The organism is Phocaeicola vulgatus ATCC 8482 (genome assembly GCF_000012825.1).
Lineage (GTDB): Bacteria > Bacteroidota > Bacteroidia > Bacteroidales > Bacteroidaceae > Phocaeicola > Phocaeicola vulgatus.
The window spans coordinates 4,446,832-4,466,364 of the sequence record NC_009614.1 but is presented as its reverse complement, the minus strand read 5'-3'; the positions used below and the strand labels follow the sequence as shown (position 1 = coordinate 4,466,364).

The following is a 19,533-nucleotide window of genomic DNA, read 5'->3' as shown; positions in this document are numbered from 1 at the left end:
TAAATTCCGTTCCTTGGTGAATGGAAGAATATGCTTTTCATGATGGTTGGTTTTATCTAATATTTGTTTAAAGCTTTCAGCAATGCGGAATAGTGTCCTTGTGCAGAAACTTTGGCTTGTACATAGTTGGTTTGTGAAATCTGCCGATAGTTTTGTGCCTCTATCATTTCCACTATTGATACTTTCCCTTCTGTATATCTTTCCAATGCCATTTGTTCGTTTTTGCGGGCTTTTTCCAATGAGTTTCTAGTTAATTGTACTTGTTCCATTGCTTGAGACAAGGATACACGGGCTGTCTGCACTTCCAGATTTACATGGTCACTTACTTGGTGCAGATTATCAGTCGCGGCACCGATCTGGAAAGAGGCTGCCCGTTTTTCGTTGCGTCGTTTCCCCCATTCAAAAATAGGTACAGATAACTTAGCATAAACGGCATAGTTGGGATCAAGGTCGGATTTAAAGTTATATCCTGGTGAAGAGTAACTTCCTTCTATGTCGACATACAGTTGCGGTTTATATTTTGAGTCAGTCAGTTTCTTTGAGCTTTCGGCTATGCCTATTTGGTCGTATGCTATTTTTAGTTCCGGTCGGTTAGAACCGTCTTGCTTCCATAACTGCTCATTCATTACGATGGAAGGAATGGTATCTTCCACTTCCGTTATTTCATGAAATGCCGTGCCAATCAGTGAATTAAGTGCCATTCTTCCTGTTTCCAAACTGCTTTTTGCTTGGAGCAATTGGTATTCGGCTTCATTTAGTTTTACTTCTGCCATAAGCAAGTCTTGCGGGTCAACTAGTCCTGCTTCGACTCGCTCACGGATAGTTTTGGTGAGTGAGGCGATAGAGTTTCGATAGTCGGTAGCAACTTGCAGAAGTTCGGCACGGGCTACGGTATTCCAGTATTGCATATCGGTTTGGTAGCACAGGGCGGAACGAAAGTATTCCGCCTGATGTGCTGCCAGACTATGTTGATGTTTTGCCATCCGGATGGTTTCCAGCAGACGCCCGCCTGTATAGACCGGCTGTAATAGGGTAAGTGAGGCACCATATTTCATGTCCTTGCCTTCGAACGTCAGTGGGTTTTGCATACTGGGCAAGTCCAGAGTGAGCTGGATGGGGTTGCCGGTATATTGAAAGTTGGCGTCACCCGAAAGTTTGGGACGCAAATCTTTTCGGGCGGCTTTTTCCAGTTCGATACTTGCAGAGATGTGTTTATCCGCCGCCTTCAGGTCGTGGTTGTATTCCACAGCCATCGACCTGTACTTTTCCAATAAATCACTTTGTTGGGAGAAAGTTGCGGACGGAACACTAAAAATAAAGATAAACAGTATATTAATTCTTTTCATAGGATGCATATTTAGAATTACTCTTAATTTTATAAAACATGGCATATAATGCCGGGGTTACGAATAACGTTAGCAATGTGGCAAACGTCAGTCCGAAAATAATAGTGGCTGCCATACCGCCGAATGCTATATCGAACAACAACGGAACCATTCCTAAAATAGTAGTGGTCGCTGCCATAAGTACAGGTCTTGTTCTTGACACTGTAGCTTCTATGATGGCGGTATAAGGTGCGATTCCATTTCGGCGCTGTATATTTATTTCATCCAGTAACACAATCACATTTTTAATAATCATACCTAATAATCCCAGCCATCCGGCGATGGGGAAGAAGCCGAAATCGAATCCGGTGAGCAGCATACCTATGGCAACCCCGATAAGGGAAAGGGGAAGGATACACAGGATAATGACCGGTTGTCTGAAGTTACCGAATAATGCTACAAGAATTACAATGAGCATCAGAAAAGCCAAAGGAAAGAACTTGGCAATGGCCTGCATCGCTTCGCCTTGGTCTTTGTATTGGGCATCCCAGAAGAAGGTATATCCTTCGGGCAATTCTATTTCTTCTATCTCTTTTCGTATTTCTCCGTGTACTTCCGCCATGGTGTGTCCCGGTTTTACTCCACACATGGCTGCCATGGATAACTGACGGTTATAAGTACGTATTTGCGGAAATTCCCAAGTGGTTTCAATTTTTTCCGTTACTTGTGACAGAGGGCCGAATGCTCCCCGTTCCAAACAGAGAAATCCCCTAAAGATCGTTCGTCTGTAATATGACCCCTTCCGATTTTAGTAATACAGGTACTTTCTTTTCATTATCCCGATAAATTCCTACAGGAGTTCCATCACTGATAGACTTGACGGATTGCATCATTTGTGTTTTGGTGATACCCAGTGCTCCGGCTTTTACCGGATCGTAAACAGGGCGGATCATTAAACTCATGTTGCCCCATTCGTTGCGGGCGTCCGCTACTTTGGGATTGCGGCGCATGATTTCTATTGCTTTCCCTGCCAGTGAATCTAGTACAGCAGGATCCGGTCCTAGAAAACGGGCTTCGATGACGGCTTCTGTCAAAGGGCTAAGCTCGAATTTGTTCACTTTTATCAGGGGTTCGGGATATTTCTGGCGAATGGAGTCTTGCAGTAGCGCATGTAATTCCTTTGAATCTTTGGAGGTCTTGCATTTTACCAGTATTTGTGCATAATTGGATTGAGGACCGAAAGATACATTGGATAAATAATAGCGGGGGGGCGTGCGACCTATGTAGGTAGAAACCATTTCTGTTTCTTCGTGTCCGCGTATATAGTCTGCCAGACTGCTTGCCATGCGGTCTGTTTCGTTAATGTTTGTTCCTTCGGGCAGCCACATATCTACGGTAAAGTATTGTTTTTCCAGTGCGGGTACGAATACTTTAGGAATAAATTTGAAACTCCAGGCAGAGAGTATCAGCATAATGGCCAGTGAGCCGATGGTGACCGACCGGTGGCGGAGCACCCAATGTAAAGCATTGCGGAAACGGTTGTAATATTTTCCGTCAAACAGTGCCGCTTTCAGTTCCTCGGGACGTGGGCGGCGGACAAATTCCTGTATAAAGAAAGGTGTCTGTGTCAGTGCGAACACCCAGCTGAACATCAGGGATACTCCGATAACCACGACTAATGAGGATAACAGTTCACCTGTGATATGTGGTGAATAATAGATAGGAAGGAAAGTAAGAATAGCGATTACGGTTGCTGCCAACAAGGGCAGGGCGGTAGTCGAGCAAGCCTGCATGATGGCTACACGTTTCCGCATTCCACGCTCCATATTGATTAAAGCGGAGTCTGACACAACAATGGCATTGTCTACCAACATCCCCATGGCGATAATGATGGCGGCCAGTGACATTCGCTGGAGTGCGATGCCGCAAGCCATCATGACAATGAGAGTGGCGAAGATGGAAAAAATCAGTCCGCTACCTATCAGCGTGCCATTCTTGAACCCGATGAAAAATAATAGAATGGCTATAACAGTTAAAACGGAAATGATGAGATTCAAGACAAAGCCTTGATTGGCAACGGCTGATTCATATCCTTGATCGTAGATAGAGGTCAGTTCATATCCTTCAGGCATGGATTGGGATAATTCGTCAATGCGTTTTTTCACAGCTTCTGCCATATCCACTACATTTCCGGTGGGGACGGTGGAGATGGCAATACCTATGGCCGGATTACCGTCAATGCGCATCAGATTGCTGGCAGGTGTCTGATAACTTTCTTCTATTTGTGCAATGTCGGCAAGGCGGAAATGTTCACCGGAGCGTGATACGATAGTCAGGTTTCTTATATCATCTAATGAATAAAAATTTCCAGTGGATTCAATGCGCAGCCGATTTTGTCCGGCATCAATACCTCCGGCATCCACCACTTTATTTTGTGCTTCGAAAGCGCGGGCTATATCCGAGGTCGTAATTCCGCTTTGTGCCATGACGGATGGGCTGACAGACACGTCAATGGTAGGTGTCTGTATTCCGTAGATTTCTATTTTAGCAACATCTTTTATTTTCAATAGTTCGTTTTTGATAATCTTGGCTTCGTCTTCCAGTTCCCGATAGGTATGGCTCTTTCCAGTCAGTCCATAGAAAACTCCCAATACATCTCCAAAATCATCGTTAACAACAGATGGACCTGCTCCGGCGGGAAGTTTGCTTTGTACATCATTTACTTTACGGCGTAATTTGTCCCAAAGTTGTTGCATTTCGTCTGCCCGGATTTCCTTTTTTACATAAACGGTTATTTTTGAAAGTCCTGTTCGGTTTTCTGTTTTCAGATAATAAAGTTCACCAAGAGATTGGATGGATTCTTCCAGAACATCTGTTACTTGAGATTGTACCTCGGAGGGGGATGCTCCGGGATACGGAGTCAGTACGAGTGCTTGTTTGATGGTAAAGGGGGCGTCTTCCAGTTTTCCCATTTTGATATAGGAGAACAGCCCACCGGCCAATATCAATACCAACAGCAAGATAGTGACTGCTTTCTTCTGTAGAAAATATTTTACGAGTTTCATGATTGTTTATTTCTGTGATATTATTCGTTTTCTACACTTATTTTCATTCCATCCGATAGGAAGCGGAGCCCACTGTTTGCTACAGTTTCATCAGGATACAAGCCTTCGGTGATAGATACATAACCGTTTGGCAATAGATCCCCTTTCTTTACTTTTCTCTTAGTTACTTGTTGGGTTTTGGAATTTACTACCCATAAATAATCTCCTTCTGTAGGGCGATGGCAAAGGGCTGTTTGAGGGATGGCTGCTCCTTGGGAAAGAGTTGAAACGGAAGGGGCATTTAGGCTTGCTTTACCAGACATACCTGCCAGTAATTTCCCTTCTTTATTGGGAAGTAGAGCGGTCAGCAGATAAGAGAGGTTATTGCGGGTAGTCCCTTTGGAAATTTCCATTATCTTAGCATTATATACTTTATCGGGTTGGGCGTCAAATCGTACTTGTATTGTATCTAGTGCTTGCACTGCACGGGCAATGTCTTGAGTGACATAAATCTCCAGTTTAAGTTGGTCTATATCAATAAAAGAAATGATGGGCTGGGTTGCTTTCACGTCTTGAAATTTCTCTATATATACTTCACCCACATAACCATTGAATGGAGCGATAAGGTGTGTGTCTTCCAGTTCATAGGAAGCTGTATTGAAAGTTGTTTTTGCAGTGATATAGTCTGCTTTTGCTTTTTCATAAGTACTTGCAGAAACATTTCCTTTGCCGTATAACTTTTGTATACGTTCGAATTCCGCTTTTGCCTGATGGTAGATTGCTTCGGCACGTTCTTTACGGATGCGGAAATCGCGCGGATCTATTTCGGCTATGATGCTGCCTTGTTGGTATCGGTTACCTGCGTATACATCGAAACGGTCGATGGGACCGCCTACTCGGAAAGATAACTCGGAAGTGCGAAAAGGTCGGGCAATAAAAGAGAATTCTTTGTCACCCTGATGTGAAACTGGAACAGCTTGTGTTGTTTTTACAATAAGGTCTTGTTTTTTATCATTGCCTTCGGCAGCACAGGAAGAAAGTAGTGCGGCAAGGCTTAATAATAGCATGGAATGTACGTTTATCTTCATATTTTGTCTTTTAAGTTTGAGACAAAGATAAAGATTGAAGGGAGAACAGATGGGGAAGAAAATGCTGAAGCCGGAAAAAGAAGACCGGAAAAAGGGAAAATGCATCCTGAATAATTTTATCAATGAAGTAAAAAAAGATTTATTCAGGCAACTTTTTATACAGAATAGCTGTTTTTATCAGTAAGATGATTAACTATAAACTCTAAAGAATAAAGCGTATGTATTTTATTTGGTACATTATTATCGGAATTATTGCTGGTTTTGTTGCCGGTAAGTTGATGAGAGGGGGAGGTTTCGGTCTCTTTATTAATTTATTGGTTGGTATTGTTGGTGGTGTCCTGGGCGGCTGGGTATTCAGTTTGTTTGGTATTGCAGCAACTGGTATTATTGGCAGTCTTGTTACCTCTATTGTGGGAGCTATATTATTGTTGTGGATTGTTTCTTTGCTCAAGAGGTCTGATATTTCTTGAATTATAAGAGTAAAAAAGAACCGTCCTGACGACACGCTTGCCGGGGGCGGTTCCTAACCAAACAAATCAAAAAATATAAGTATATTAACTAATTGCTTCCACCTCCTAAGGCACGGTAAAGCATGATATGCAGTTTACAAGATTCCACATTCAGAGCGATACGTTCCAATTCACAATCCAGGAAACGTTCATCGGCCGACAGTACATCCAGATAGCCTGCGAATCCTACTTTAAACATTTCATTTGCATTATAAATAGATCGATGATGGATACGGCTTTCTTCTTCTTTCAACTTTTTGCGCTGGTGCATTTGCGATGATGCAGTAATGAGGTTTAATACTTCTTCATAGGCTTTTAATACCGTATCGTGATATCCTAACAAAGCGATGCGTTGCTGGCTTTTCGCATCATTCCATAATGCACGTATAGTATTTTGTTTGAATATAGGTGCTGTGATACCTGCACCGAGATTGTAAACCAGGGATGCAGGAGCAGTAAACCATTTATCCAGATCAAATGCGTTAAAACCTCCGTTTCCTCCAATCACGATGGATGGGAAGAAAGCTTTTCGCGCTGCAGATACGTCGGATTTACTAGCTAATAACTCCAGTTCGGCAGCCTTTATATCCGGGCGATATTGCAAAAGTTGTGACGGGATTCCTGCATCTGTGGGAAACTCATAACTACATGCAGTTTCAAATGACACTCGTTTCACCTTGAAAGGCAGTCGTCCTAATAAGGTGGCGATGGCACGTTCCTTTTCACTTATTTGCTGTTCGTTTGCAAGCAGCATTTCTTCCAATTTAAGGCGTCGTGACCGGAATTGGTCTACAGAAAGTCGGGTTACTTCACCTTCTTTCATCAGTTCATCGGTTAAATTATAAGCATCTCTGGCTGTTAGGATGGCTTCGCGTAGCACATATCGCTGTTTATCCAGTCCTATTAATTCAAAATAGTGTGTACCTACTTCTGATATCAATAAGGTGCGTGCCAGACGCATAGCTTCTACAGACTGCATCCAGCGGGATACGGTCGATCGTTTTTTATCGGTTAGCTTACCCCATATGTTAGCTTCCCATTGAAAATTGAGTCCTAGGTTGAAATTCCGGTAGGGATCTGGAATATGTTTGTCTTTTTCTAAATCGGGAGTGTTGGTGGTGCTGTTACCAACTCCGTCCATAGTGTACTCGCCAAAACGTTGTACTCCACCATCAATGCCTAATGAAAGATCGGGCAGCAGCGCTCCTTTTCCTACTCGAACTTGTGAACGGGCAATGGATATCCGTTCTATAGTTTGAAGGAATGAATGATTGTTATTTAACGCTTCGGCTATATAACTTTGCAATAACGTATCTGGAAAAAATGTTTTCCATGACATGGAAGAGATAGTAGTGCTGTCCGTTTCCCTATCCATATAGAACTCGGGTAACTCTATCTTTTCTGTCGGAGTAAGGGAAGGGGCTTTGCAACTTACCATAATCAGACAGAAAGCTCCTATTATTAAACCTGTTTTGTTTATATTGTTATTTTTCATCTTCTTCATCATAGCTGACTTTATTACGGTTAAGATGTGCAGACCAACTCTCGAAAATAAGGTAAAGTCCAGGTACAAGGAAGATTCCTACGAATGTACCGATAAACATACCTCCGGCGGCAGCTGTTCCGATGGAACGGTTGCCCAAAGCACCGGCTCCGCTTGCCATTACCAACGGGATTAGTCCGCATATAAATGCAAAGGATGTCATCAGGATGGGGCGCAGACGGCTTACGGAACCTCTAACGGCAGCATCAAAGATGCTCATTCCCTGTTTGCGGTACTGGTTGGCCATTTCCACAATAAGAATGGCATTTTTGCCTAGCAGACCAATCAACATTACCAAGGCTACTTGGGCATAAATATTATTTTCCAAGCCTGCCAGTTGCAGGAAAAAATAAGAACCGAAGATACCTGCCGGCAATGAAAGTATGACGGGAAAAGGCAGTAACAGACTCTCGTATTGTGCTGCCAGCAACAAATAAACAAACAGCAGGCAGATACCGAAAATAAGAACGGTTTGTCCACCCGAATCTTTCTCTTCACGAGTAACTCCTGACCATTCTATATCATAACCGCGAGGTAATGTCTCTTTGGCAATTTGTTCCACTGCTTCGATAACCTCTCCTGAACTGACTCCTTCGGCAGGTTCACCTGTAATCAAGGCCGAGGTGAACATATTGTAGCGTGTAATCTGGTTAGGACCGAATATACGGTCCATCGTCATAAAGTTAGAGTAGGGTACCATATTCCCGTCCTTGTTCTTGGCATAGAACTTATACAGATCTTCAGGATTCATACGATACTCTGGAGAAGCCTGTAACATCACCTTATACATTTGTCCGAAACGAATAAAGTTGGATGAGTAGAAACTGCCGATATAGGATTGGAGTGTTTCCATGGATTCATTTAGATTTACTCCTAATTTAGCTGCTTTAGCAATATCCACTTTCAGCAGATATTGTGGAAAATTAGGATTGAATCCTGAGGTTGCTCCCACAATGCGCGGATCTTCATTCAGTTTTTCTACTAATGTATTGGCAACATCGGCAAATTCTGCAAAGCTGCCTGCTGTTTTATCTTGTAAACGAAGTTCGAAGCCGCTGGCATTACCGAATCCCGGAACTGTAGGAGGCAGGAAGAACTGAATATCCGCATCTTTGATATGCGAGGTGCGGTCTTTGTATATCTCTATAAGTTCGGCTGCTGTTTGATCGCGTTCACTCCACGGGGTGAGATTAATCATACCCATACCGAAATTGGCACCTTCCGTTTCAGTCATCAAACTATAACCTGCTAATGTGGAGATGCTTTCAATTTCTTTGAAAGGAAGCAATGCAGCTTGTACAGCGTTCAAGGCTTTTTCGCTGCGTTCCAATGTTGCTCCCGGAGGCGCATCTACATTGACATAAATCATACCTTGGTCTTCATTGGGAATAAAGCCTGAAGGAAGTACCTGGCTCATGCCGAAAGTGGCAAGGAAGAAAATAATCAGTGTGGCATAAGTGATTATTTTCCGGCTCAAATACTTGTGTAATCCGATATTGTATTTCTTTTCAAAGCGGTCGTACCGGCGGTTGAAAAAAATAAAGAAACGACGTAGCCATCCTGCTTTTTTCTTCTTTTTTCCATCAGCGGGTTTCAGTAACAAAGCACATAGGGCAGGCGAGAGGGTCAATGCGTTTATTCCTGAGATAACAATGGCTACCGCCAGTGTCAATGAGAATTGCCGATAGAAAATACCTACAGTTCCCTGCATGAAGCCCACCGGAACAAAGACTGCCGACATGACTAGCGTGATGGCAATAATGGCTCCACCGATTTCATTAATAGCTGCTACAGATGCTTTATAAGGAGAGAGTTTCTCATGATGCATCTTTACATGGACAGCCTCTACGACGACTATTGCGTTGTCTACTACAATACCTATTGCGAGCACAAGGGCGAATAAGGTCAACATATTTATGGAGAAGCCCAGCATTTCCATAAAAAAGAATGTACCGACCAATGAAACTGGTACGGCGATAGCCGGAATTAAGGTGGAACGGAAATCTTGTAAAAATATATACACCACAATAAATACCAGTATGAATGCTTCGAGCAGTGTCTTCAGCACTGACTGTATGGAGGCGTCAAGAAAGCGTGATACGTCATAGGAGATATTGTAATCCATGCCAGGCGCAAAACTGCTTTCTTTGATTTCTGCCATTTTGGTTTTAATATTTTGGATGACTTCCCTTGCATTGGAGCCAGGGCGTTGTTTGATCATAATAGATGCCGATGGCCTTCCGTCGGTCATAGAGGTCATGTTATAATCTTCAGAATCGAATTCAATAGTGGCAACGTCTTTCAGACGTAGCAGTGAACCATCGGGAAGAGCTTTCAATACAATCTCTCCATATTCTTCTGCTGTGCTGAACTTTCCGGTATATTGTAATACATATTGCAGTTGTTGGGGTAATTTGTCTGAACTGATACCTGTCTTGCCGGGTGCTGCTTCTATGTTTTGATTACGGATGGCTTCAGTTACATCTTGAGGTACCATGTTGTAGGCGGCCAGCCGATTAGGATTCAACCATACACGCATGGCATAATCACGGCTACCCATGATTTCTACCAAGCCTACACCGTCAATACGTTTTAATTCGCGCAAAATATTGATATCGGCAAAGTTATAAACAAACTTTTCGGTATGTGCACTGTCCGTACTCATGATGTTCAAGTACATCAACATACTGTTTACTTCTTTTTCTGTAATAACTCCGGCACGGATTACTTCTTCAGGCAATTCGTCTAGTACGGTAGTCACACGGTTCTGTACATTTACGGCAGCTACGTCCGGATCGGTTCCCACTTTAAAATAGATAGTAGTAAGGGACATACCGTCGTTGGTACAAACAGTGGTCATGTAGGTCATGCCGGGTACTCCGTTGATGGCACGCTCTAACGGGGTGGCGACTGTTTTAGACATCACATCGGCACTAGCCCCGGTGTATCGGGCGGTTACCGTTACAGATGGGGGTACGATATCGGGAAACTGAGTGATGGGCAGTGTCAAAATAGACAGTACGCCCAAGCAGACGATAATGACGGAGATTACTCCTGAAAGTATCGGTCTTTTTATAAATAGCTTAAACATAAACTGTCCGTTTTATTTTACGATAGGTTGTTTTAATTCAACTTCTTTTCTGATTGCTTCCATATCAATGGTATCAGTCTTGATGGTAATGCCATCCTTCATCATTTGCACTCCCTCGTATACGATGGCAGTGTTAGGAGAGAAGTCTTGTGTCACATAGTAATTATTATAGCGTTCCAGCGGTTGGAAGCTGCGTACTTTTACTACACTGGCACTATCAACGGTATATACATAGGTGAAATCTTGAATTTCGAATGTTGATTTCTGGGGAACTAGGCAGATGTTGTCCATTTGGGTCATCATACGTACTTTTCCAGTCACTCCATGTTTCAGCAGTCCGTCCGGGTTCGGAAAACGGACACGGAAGGCAATGGAGCCGGTTCCTCGTTCAAAGTCACCTTCTACAGTTTCTAATGTGCCTTTGTGGGAGTAGATGGAACCGTCTGACAAAATCAGTTCCACATTATTTTCTTCGTGCTGTTTTTGTCCGCTAAGTTGTTGGCGCTTGTATTCCAGATACTCGCTTTCGTTCACTTTATAGTAAGCAAAGATCTCGGAAATATCACTTACGGTAGTCAGTAAGCTTTGCGGATTTACCAGACTTCCCGTCTTATAAGGAATACGGTCTATGTAGCCGTCAAAAGGGGCAGTGATAGTGGTGTAAGAATAATCCATCTGTGAACGTTGCATTTGTGCTTTTGCCTGTTCCACTTTCATTTGGGCTACTTCTTTTTCTTTATTGGCTTGGTCGAGTCGGATTTTTGATAAGATTTGTTTGTCAACCAGCCGGCCTATTCTTTCGGCTTCATAATTTGCCATTTCATATTGTGCCTGTGCTTGTTTGTAATTGGCTTGCGCCTCTTTTACCGTTTCGCTATATTGGTCGGAACTGAGTTGGAATAGGGGCTGTCCTTTTTTGACTTTCTGTCCTTCGTCTACATATATTTGTTGAACAAATCCTTCCACTTTGGGCTTAATTTCTACAAACTGTATAGCTTGCACATCAGCTACATATGAGCGTGGAAACTCAATGGTTGTGGGGTGAAGAATGGTGATGGGAATGAATTCTTTGTGATGTTCCTGCTTGTTGTCCGATTGACCACAAGAGCATAGCAATCCTGTGCATGTACACAGGACCGCAATTTTCTGAAAATTACTCTTCATGAAATTACGAATACAATTTAAAAAGATTAATAATTGAGTTTGAGTAAATAAAAGATCCGGCTTGCATTCAAATCTTTCAGAATACAAGGCCAATATGTATGAATATGCTTTAATGTGACATATTAAATGCGGTACACACAAAAGATAATGTGATGATGTACCACTTTCCCCGGATTTTCACTGACAGGTGTGTAACTTTGTACCGGAACTTGGGGAATAGCAAAAAGATTGACCAGCATGTCGATAGTGCAGGGTAAAAAACGACTGTTTGGCAGTTGTGCACGTCCCGACTGGAAATAATAAGTTTCTTCTCCTCTGCTTTCTTCATTGTTGTCAGAAGGCAGGGTGGGTTGTTCCATCGTTTCTACCATAGCCAGATTGGCATCAATCAGTGGAGCGCATACATCAAATTGTACGAGTAATAACATAATTACGCATACTATTCTTACCACATATTTTTTGATACCGTTGAACATGAAAGATACTTTGTTTGTCAATTCGTTTGCAAATTTAATATAATTGAACACTGTTTTCAAACTAATCATCCAAAATTAGTGAGTTTTAATATATCCTTTCTCTTTTTTGGAACTACTATCCTTTATACTGACTGAAATCTGTTATTTTTGTACTCAGTATTTTAAATAATCAGATAATATTACTTATGTTACAACCCGAATTGAAATTTCGTCGAGATAAAATACGCTATTTGATGGCTCAACAAGGCATTGATGCTGCCCTGATAGCTTGTAATGTAAATTTGCTTTATACGTATGGTGAGATAGTGAACGGCTATCTTTATTTACCGCTTCATTCACCGGCACTTCTCTTTGTAAAACGTCCTAATAATATTGTGGGAGAATTTGTATTCCCTATTCGTAAACCTGAGCAGATAGTGGACTTGTTAAAAGAAAATGGTATACCTGTAGCTTCAAAGATAATGTTGGAAGGCGGGGAACTGCCTTATGCGGACTATATGCGTCTTGCATCTCTTTTTCCTGAATCGGAGGTCGTGGATGGAACTGCTATTATTCGTGAAGCGCGTAGTGTAAAGACTCCGCTGGAGATTGAACTTTTTCGTCGGTCGGCTGCTTTACATGCTCGAGCATATAGTAAGATTCCCGATGTATACCATCCGGGGATGACTGATCGTGAACTATCTGTTGAGGTGGAACGCCTGATGCGACTGGAAGGTTGTCTGGGAATATTCAGAGTATTTGGTCAGAGTATGGAGATATTTATGGGAAGTGTGTTGGCCGGAGATAATGCAGCTACTCCTTCGCCTTATGATTTTGCCTTAGGTGGTAAGGGATTGGATCCGTCTTTGCCCGGAGGAATGAATGGAACTTTGTTGAAAGAGGGGTATAGTGTAATGGTGGATATAGGGGGAAACTTTTACGGATATATGTGCGATATGAGTCGTGTGTTCTCCATTGGAAAATTAAATGATGAGGCTTATGCAGCTCATCAAGTCTGTCTTGAAGTGCAGGATAAGGTTGCCTCTATGACGGCGCCTGGTGTGGTGTGCGAGGATCTTTATAATGCGGCCATTGAGATCGTGACGAAAGCCGGATTTGCCGATCGTTTTATGGGGGTGTCCCAACAGGCACGTTTTATAGGACACGGCATCGGGTTGGAAATCAATGAGGCACCAGTGTTGGCTCCGCGTATCCGGAGGGAGTTGGAAGAGGGAATGGTGTTTGCCCTTGAACCTAAAATCGTATTGCCGGGAGTAGGACCGGTCGGCATTGAAAATTCTTGGGTAGTTACAGAAAACGGAGCCGGCAAACTGACCATTTGTAATGAGGAGATTATAGAGCTTTGATTCCTTGGATGTAAATATTGAAGCGGAAATATCAAAAAAACGAAAAATTTTATGGTTCTTGTTCTAGTGTCATTGGGGGCAAAGTGAAGAACTTGAATATAAAAAAGATCCCGAAACTTTTAGTTTCGGGATCTTACATGGTTTGAAGTATATTTTTTATTCCCACTCAATGGTCGCATTGGGTTTGGGCGACAGGTCATAGCATACGCGGTTCACATTCTTTACTTCTTTTAGAATACGGTCGGTAATTTTCATCAGAATGGACCAGTCTATCGGTTCGATAGTAGCTGTCATAGCATCTACGGTGTTGACAGCTCGGATAATAACAGGCCAGTCAAATGAACGGGCATTGTCACGCACGCCTACTGATTTGAAATCGGGTACTACGGTGAAATATTGCCATACTTTCTTGTCCAAGCCTGCCAGTTGGAATTCTTCACGCAAGATGGCGTCCGATTCGCGAACAGCTTCCAGGCGGTCACGAGTGATAGACCCCAAACAGCGCACTCCCAAACCAGGACCAGGGAACGGCTGACGGTAGACCATGTCGTATGGTAAACCAAGTTCCACTCCGCAGGCACGGACTTCGTCTTTGAACAACTGGCGTAAAGGTTCTACTAATTCAAACTGTAAATCCTCGGGTAAGCCACCTACATTGTGATGGGATTTAACCATTTTGGCTGTTTTAGTACCACTTTCTACGATATCAGGATAAATTGTACCTTGTCCCAAAAAGTCGATTCCATTTAGCTTACGGGCTTCCTCTTCGAACACACGAATAAATTCACCACCGATAATCTTGCGTTTCTGCTCCGGATCAGCTACATTTTCCAGTTTACTCAGGAAACGGTCTGTAGCATCCACGTAAATCAAATTAGCGTTCAACTGATTTTTGAAAACTTCAATTACTGCTTCCGATTCACCTTTGCGCATTAATCCATGGTTCACATGTACGCAGACCAGATTATTACCGATGGCTTTCAGCAACAGAGCTGCTACTACAGAACTGTCTACACCTCCGGAAAGTGCCAATAATACTTTCTTGTCGCCTACCTGGCGGCGGATCAATTCAATCTGGTCATTGACAAAGTTTGTCATATTCCAGTTAGCCTCTGCCTTGCAGGTATCAAAAACAAACGATTGTACAGCATTCTTTATTGCTTCCACATCATCCGTCAGTTGGGGAAGCTTCACTTCGCAACATGCTTTGTCATGACCGGCAGCCATTACGGGGATCCCTGCTTTGTAAATCTCGGGAAGCACGTCAATATCCACTCCGTCAATTACATGGTTGGGACCGCCATTGATAATGACACCCTTTACATTGGGCAATGCTGTCAGCTCGGCGGCTGTGATATCGTGCGGGTAAATTTCACTATATACACCCAAAGCACGAATGGCTCTGGCAAGCACGGTGTTTTCGGTGCTTCCCAAATCCAAGATAACAATCATATCTTGTTTCATTCCGTTATGTTGTTTTTAAGTTATTAGTTGGTTGTCTATTATTCCCACTCAATTGTGGCAGGCGGTTTGGACGAGATATCATAGCATACGCGGTTTACACCTTTTACTTTATTGATTATGTCGTTTGAAACCTTAGCCATAAATTCATAGGGAAGATGAGCCCAGTCGGCGGTCATGGCATCCGTACTAGTTACGGCACGTAGGGCAACGGCACGTTCGTATGTACGTTCGTCCCCCATTACTCCCACACTTTGTACGGGTAGCAAGATTACGCCTGCCTGCCATACTTGGTGGTAAAGGGATGTTTCGTTTCCGTCCGAGTCTTTCACTTTCCAGTCTCTCAATCCTTGGATATAGATATCATCGGCGTCTTGCAGAATACGTACTTTCTCAGGAGTGATATCACCCAAAATACGTACCGCAAGTCCTGGTCCGGGGAATGGATGGCGTGTAATCAGATGTTCCGGCATACCCAGTTCACGACCTACGTGGCGTACTTCATCCTTGAATAGCAGACGCAGAGGCTCGCATAGTTTCAAATTCATTTTTTCGGGCAGTCCACCTACGTTGTGATGACTTTTGATTACAGTGCCGGTGATACTTAATGACTCGATACAGTCAGGATAAATGGTACCTTGTGCCAGCCATTTCACATCTTTAATTTTATGAGCTTCTTCATCGAATACGTCAATAAAACCTTTACCGATAATCTTACGCTTCTTCTCAGGTTCTTCCACACCTGCCAGTTCACTGAAGAATTTTTGGCTGGCATCCACTCCGATTACATTCAGTCCGAGACATTCATAATCATGGAGTACATTTTTGAATTCGTTCTTACGCAGCATGCCGTGATCTACAAAAATGCAGGTAAGATTCTTGCCTATCGCTTTATTTAATAATACGGCTGCCACAGATGAGTCTACTCCGCCACTCAGCCCCAGTACTACTTTGTCATTTCCCAGTTGCGCTTTCAGTTCGGCTACAGTCGTTTCAATGAAAGAGGCAGCGCTCCAGTCCTGTTTCCCCCCGCAAATGTCGACTACAAAATTTTTCAGAAGCTGGGTTCCGTCTTCACTGTGGAACACTTCCGGGTGGAACTGTACTCCCCATACTTTCTCTTCCTTTATTTGATAAGCAGCGATGGCTACTTTATCTGTTGAAGCGATAATTTTGAAATTCTCCGGAATGGCGGTGATGGTATCTCCGTGGCTCATCCATACTTGTGAGTGTTCACGGACGTTCTTCAATAGTGGGTTCTCTTGGTCGAAAGTGGAAAGGTGTGCACGTCCGTATTCACGTGTGCCGGCCGGTTCCACTTTCCCACCGTTTGTATAAGACATGAACTGTGCACCATAGCAGATACCCAAAATAGGATACTTTCCGCGAATGTCACTCAAATCGACTTTAAAGGCGCTTTCATCATACACCGAGAAAGGGCTTCCCGAAAGGATAACGCCGATTATGGACGGATCATTGTGTGGAAATTTGTTGTAAGGCACAATCTCGCAATAAGTATTCAGTTCGCGAACGCGACGGGCTATGAGCTGTGTGGTTTGTGAACCGAAGTCGAGAATAATGATCTTTTCTTGCATATATATATTAAGATATGTAAATGATTTCGTGCCGCAAAGATACTCAGAAAAAATAAAAATCCGTCATGCTGTTGAGGCTTTTTATAATTGAATTGGAAAAACTTTGTTCTTCCTGCTTCCTTGTGGAAAAATATGCAAAAAAAAGATTGGAATGTTTAGGAAATGTCGGCTGGTATATAAATCACGGGCTGTCCGACAAGCATTTGAGGGCAGCCCGTTTTTTTGTGTGGATAATATTTTATTTTTTGCCAGCCTGTTCCTTCAACAAGTCACGGATTTCTGTAAGTAATACCTCTTCCTTGCTAGGGGCAGGTGGGGCGGCGGGAGCAGGAACTTCTTCTTTCTTGCGATTCAGCTTGGCAAGTAATCTTATAAATAAGAATATAGAAAAAGCAATGATGATAAAGTCGAAAGTAGCTTGTAGGAAGTTGCCATAATTCAACGTTACGGCAGCTTTTTCAACTCCATCCACTACTTCGGCCGGCTTTAATTGTAGTTTCAAATCTGTAAAGTTCACGCCACCTACCAGCAATCCGATGGGAGGCATGATGACATCGGCCACAATGGAAGATACTATTTTACCGAAGGCTCCGCCGATGATGACACCGACTGCCATGTCAATGACGTTTCCGCGCATTGCGAACGCCTTAAAATCTTGCAAGAAGCTGCTTTTTCCCATTTTTTTTTATTTTAATATGAATTTATGTGCGAATATAAAAACAAATTCTTATTTTTGCACCGCGTTTAGGAAATAAATACTAAACGTTTAACAACATTCCAACGTAGAGTGTTTAAAAGCTATATTATAAAACCTTTAAAATTTAAACAAAATGATTAAAGTAGGTATTAACGGATTTGGTCGTATCGGCCGTTTTGTATTCCGTGCAGCTCAGAAAAGAAACGATATTCAGATCGTAGGTATCAATGACCTTTGCCCGGTTGATTACTTAGCATATATGTTGAAGTATGACACTATGCACGGACAATTTGACGGTACTATCGAAGCTGACGTAGAAAATAGCAAATTGATCGTGAACGGCAATGCAATCCGCGTAACAGCTGAAAGAAATCCGGCTGACTTGAAGTGGGATGCAATCGGTGCTGAATACGTAGTTGAATCTACTGGTTTGTTCTTGACTAAAGAAAAAGCTCAGGCTCATATTGAAGCTGGTGCTAAATATGTAGTTATGTCAGCTCCTTCTAAAGATGATACTCCGATGTTCGTTTGCGGTGTAAACGAAAAGACTTATGTTAAAGGTACTCAGTTCGTTTCTAACGCTTCTTGTACTACTAACTGTTTGGCTCCTATCGCTAAGGTCTTGAATGACAAATGGGGTATCACTGACGGTTTGATGACTACAGTTCACTCTACAACAGCTACTCAGAAAACAGTTGACGGTCCTTCTATGAAAGACTGGAGAGGTGGTCGTGCTGCTTCTGGTAACATTATCCCTTCATCTACTGGTGCTGCTAAAGCTGTAGGTAAAGTTATTCCTGAATTGAACGGTAAATTGACTGGTATGTCAATGCGTGTTCCGACTTTGGATGTTTCTGTAGTTGACTTGACAGTTAACTTGGCTAAACCGGCTACATATGCTGAAATCTGTGCAGCTATGAAAGAAGCTTCTGAAGGTGAATTGGCTGGCGTATTGGGTTACACTGAAGATGCAGTTGTTTCTTCTGACTTCTTGGGTGATACTCGTACTTCTATCTTCGATGCTAAAGCTGGTATCGCTTTGACTGATACTTTTGTTAAGGTGGTTTCTTGGTATGACAACGAAATCGGTTACTCTAACAAAGTATTGGATTTGATTGCTCACATGGCTTCTGTAAACTGCTAATCAGTTAAAAACCATATAGCGAAAGCCGTCTGAAGTAATTCAGACGGCTTTTTTTTATGTAGTTTTGCGTGCTAAGTTGCACATTTTCGTTATCTTTGTGCGACTGTTACAAAAACTTAGGATGGAAAAGTACGATTTGATAACGATATTAGGACCTACCGCTTCAGGAAAGACTCCTTTGGCAGCGGCTTTAGCTTACAAGTTGGATACCGAAATTATCAGTGGAGATAGCCGGCAGGTATATCGCCGGATGGATTTAGGTACGGGAAAGGATTTGGAAGACTATGTCGTGAATGGACAGCAAATACCTTACCATCTGATAGACATTGTAGACCCCGGATATAAATATAATGTATTTGAATTTCAACGTGATTTTTTGAATGCTTATGATCAAGTGAGATGGAAAGACAAACTTCCTATATTATGCGGAGGTACGGGGATGTATCTTGAATCCGTGTTGAAGGGATATAGGCTGCTTCCTGTTCCAGAGAATCCCAAACTTAGGGACTCGTTAGCAGATAAATCATTAGCGGAACTCACCCGGTTGTTGTCAACTTACAGGAAACTTCATAACTCTACGGACGTAGATACTGTAAAGCGGGCTATCCGGGCCATTGAAATAGAAGAGTATTACAAGCATCAATCAGCGGAATACCGTGAGTTCCCGCAAATTCATAGTTTGATCATTGGAGTAGATATAGCTCGTGAGTTACGTCGTGAAAAAATATCCCACCGTTTGAAGCAGCGTTTGGATGAAGGGATGGTAAACGAAGTGAAGGCTTTGTTGGATAGTGGTATTTCTTCCGAGGATTTGATTTATTACGGATTGGAATATAAGTATTTGACTTTATATGTCTTGGGTAAACTTTCTTTCAATGAAATGTTTCATCAATTGGAAATAGCTATCCATCAATTTGCCAAACGGCAGATGACCTGGTTCCGGGGCATGGAGCGGCGAGGGTTCACTATACATTGGCTGGATGCTTGCCTGCCTATGGAAGATAAGGTGGAAAAAATCATTAATTTGTTACACACTAAAAACTAAATGTT

General features: G+C 42.6%; 13 protein-coding genes and 1 pseudogene. 4 read left to right on the top strand and 10 right to left on the bottom strand.

All coding sequences use genetic code 11. The annotated features are described in order from the left end of the window. Window positions 1-56: 56 nt before the first annotated feature. The 3 genes and pseudogenes from BVU_RS18060 to BVU_RS18050 form a co-directional block, all read right to left on the bottom strand. Window positions 57-1,346, bottom strand: coding sequence for a TolC family protein (locus BVU_RS18060; protein WP_012055773.1), 1,290 nt, complete (start codon window positions 1,344-1,346; stop codon window positions 57-59). Then, a pseudogene (locus BVU_RS18055) lies at window positions 1,333-4,390 on the bottom strand (efflux RND transporter permease subunit). The gene BVU_RS18060 and the pseudogene BVU_RS18055 overlap by 14 nt, the downstream one beginning before the upstream one ends. A 20-nt stretch (window positions 4,391-4,410) precedes the next feature. Beyond that, window positions 4,411-5,457, bottom strand: a complete 1,047-nt coding sequence (locus BVU_RS18050) for an efflux RND transporter periplasmic adaptor subunit (RefSeq protein WP_012055770.1) — start codon at window positions 5,455-5,457, stop codon at window positions 4,411-4,413. A gap of 218 nt (window positions 5,458-5,675) precedes the next feature. Here BVU_RS18050 and BVU_RS18045 point away from each other — a divergent pair, with 218 nt between their 5' ends. Continuing rightward, window positions 5,676-5,927, top strand: coding sequence for a GlsB/YeaQ/YmgE family stress response membrane protein (locus tag BVU_RS18045; protein ID WP_005839298.1), 252 nt, complete (start codon window positions 5,676-5,678; stop codon window positions 5,925-5,927). A gap of 88 nt (window positions 5,928-6,015) precedes the next feature. Here the strand turns inward: BVU_RS18045 and BVU_RS18040 are convergent, their stop codons facing one another. The 4 genes from BVU_RS18040 to BVU_RS18025 form a co-directional block, all read right to left on the bottom strand. Further along, window positions 6,016-7,473, bottom strand: coding sequence for an efflux transporter outer membrane subunit (locus BVU_RS18040; protein ID WP_080510718.1), 1,458 nt, complete (start codon window positions 7,471-7,473; stop codon window positions 6,016-6,018). Further along, window positions 7,451-10,600 carry an efflux RND transporter permease subunit gene (locus BVU_RS18035; protein ID WP_008669550.1) on the bottom strand — a complete coding sequence of 1,050 codons (3,150 nt, stop codon included), beginning with the start codon at window positions 10,598-10,600 and terminating at the stop codon, window positions 7,451-7,453. Before BVU_RS18035 ends, BVU_RS18040 begins: the two co-directional genes overlap by 23 nt. A 12-nt stretch (window positions 10,601-10,612) precedes the next feature. Continuing rightward, window positions 10,613-11,764, bottom strand: a complete 1,152-nt coding sequence (locus tag BVU_RS18030; protein WP_005851698.1) for an efflux RND transporter periplasmic adaptor subunit — start codon at window positions 11,762-11,764, stop codon at window positions 10,613-10,615. Window positions 11,765-11,886: 122 nt separating this feature from the next. Continuing rightward, window positions 11,887-12,192 (bottom strand): hypothetical protein, encoded by a 306-nt coding sequence (locus tag BVU_RS18025; RefSeq protein ID WP_224205355.1) that lies wholly within the window; start codon window positions 12,190-12,192, stop codon window positions 11,887-11,889. A 233-nt stretch (window positions 12,193-12,425) separates the two neighbouring features. Here BVU_RS18025 and BVU_RS18020 point away from each other — a divergent pair, with 233 nt between their 5' ends. Further along, window positions 12,426-13,586 (top strand): M24 family metallopeptidase, encoded by a 1,161-nt coding sequence (locus tag BVU_RS18020; protein ID WP_005839290.1) that lies wholly within the window; start codon window positions 12,426-12,428, stop codon window positions 13,584-13,586. 156 nt (window positions 13,587-13,742) lie between these two features. On the opposite strand, the gene guaA (BVU_RS18015) is transcribed toward BVU_RS18020, so the two are convergent. The 3 genes from guaA (BVU_RS18015) to mscL all read right to left on the bottom strand — a co-directional run bounded on the left by guaA (BVU_RS18015) (window position 13,743) and on the right by mscL (window position 17,321). After that, window positions 13,743-15,050 carry a glutamine-hydrolyzing GMP synthase gene (guaA, locus tag BVU_RS18015; protein ID WP_005851695.1) on the bottom strand — a complete coding sequence of 436 codons (1,308 nt, stop codon included), beginning with the start codon at window positions 15,048-15,050 and terminating at the stop codon, window positions 13,743-13,745. A 38-nt stretch (window positions 15,051-15,088) separates the two neighbouring features. Continuing rightward, the gene (gene guaA, locus BVU_RS18010) at window positions 15,089-16,642 is read right to left on the bottom strand and encodes a glutamine-hydrolyzing GMP synthase (RefSeq protein ID WP_005839286.1); all 1,554 of its coding nucleotides are present in this window, start codon (window positions 16,640-16,642) and stop codon (window positions 15,089-15,091) included. Between the two features lie 238 nt (window positions 16,643-16,880). Continuing rightward, entirely contained in the window at window positions 16,881-17,321 is a 441-nt protein-coding gene (gene mscL, locus BVU_RS18005; RefSeq protein WP_005839284.1) for a large-conductance mechanosensitive channel protein MscL, read from the bottom strand. A gap of 151 nt (window positions 17,322-17,472) precedes the next feature. On the opposite strand from mscL, the gene gap reads away from it, so the two are divergent. Together gap and miaA are read left to right on the top strand one after the other, a co-directional pair. Next, window positions 17,473-18,483 (top strand): type I glyceraldehyde-3-phosphate dehydrogenase, encoded by a 1,011-nt coding sequence (gene gap, locus BVU_RS18000; protein WP_005839282.1) that lies wholly within the window; start codon window positions 17,473-17,475, stop codon window positions 18,481-18,483. A gap of 121 nt (window positions 18,484-18,604) precedes the next feature. After that, entirely contained in the window at window positions 18,605-19,528 is a 924-nt protein-coding gene (gene miaA, locus BVU_RS17995; RefSeq protein ID WP_005851691.1) for a tRNA (adenosine(37)-N6)-dimethylallyltransferase MiaA, read from the top strand. The last annotated feature ends 5 nt before the right edge of the window (window positions 19,529-19,533 follow it).

What these genes read in the sequence shown, in the direction of transcription:
- BVU_RS18030 (WP_005851698.1), bottom strand. Translation starts at nt 11,764, where the DNA reads ATGAAGAGTAATTTTCAGAAAATTGCGGTCCTGTGTACATGCACAGGA.
- gap (WP_005839282.1), top strand. Translation starts at nt 17,473, where the DNA reads ATGATTAAAGTAGGTATTAACGGATTTGGTCGTATCGGCCGTTTTGTA.
- BVU_RS18045 (WP_005839298.1), top strand. Translation starts at nt 5,676, where the DNA reads ATGTATTTTATTTGGTACATTATTATCGGAATTATTGCTGGTTTTGTT.
- guaA (WP_005851695.1), bottom strand. Translation starts at nt 15,050, where the DNA reads ATGAAACAAGATATGATTGTTATCTTGGATTTGGGAAGCACCGAAAAC.
- BVU_RS18040 (WP_080510718.1), bottom strand. Translation starts at nt 7,473, where the DNA reads ATGATGAAGAAGATGAAAAATAACAATATAAACAAAACAGGTTTAATA.
- mscL (WP_005839284.1), bottom strand. Translation starts at nt 17,321, where the DNA reads ATGGGAAAAAGCAGCTTCTTGCAAGATTTTAAGGCGTTCGCAATGCGC.
- BVU_RS18050 (WP_012055770.1), bottom strand. Translation starts at nt 5,457, where the DNA reads ATGAAGATAAACGTACATTCCATGCTATTATTAAGCCTTGCCGCACTA.
- BVU_RS18035 (WP_008669550.1), bottom strand. Translation starts at nt 10,600, where the DNA reads ATGTTTAAGCTATTTATAAAAAGACCGATACTTTCAGGAGTAATCTCC.
- guaA (WP_005839286.1), bottom strand. Translation starts at nt 16,642, where the DNA reads ATGCAAGAAAAGATCATTATTCTCGACTTCGGTTCACAAACCACACAG.
- BVU_RS18020 (WP_005839290.1), top strand. Translation starts at nt 12,426, where the DNA reads ATGTTACAACCCGAATTGAAATTTCGTCGAGATAAAATACGCTATTTG.
- miaA (WP_005851691.1), top strand. Translation starts at nt 18,605, where the DNA reads ATGGAAAAGTACGATTTGATAACGATATTAGGACCTACCGCTTCAGGA.
- BVU_RS18025 (WP_224205355.1), bottom strand. Translation starts at nt 12,192, where the DNA reads ATGTTATTACTCGTACAATTTGATGTATGCGCTCCACTGATTGATGCC.
- BVU_RS18060 (WP_012055773.1), bottom strand. Translation starts at nt 1,346, where the DNA reads ATGAAAAGAATTAATATACTGTTTATCTTTATTTTTAGTGTTCCGTCC.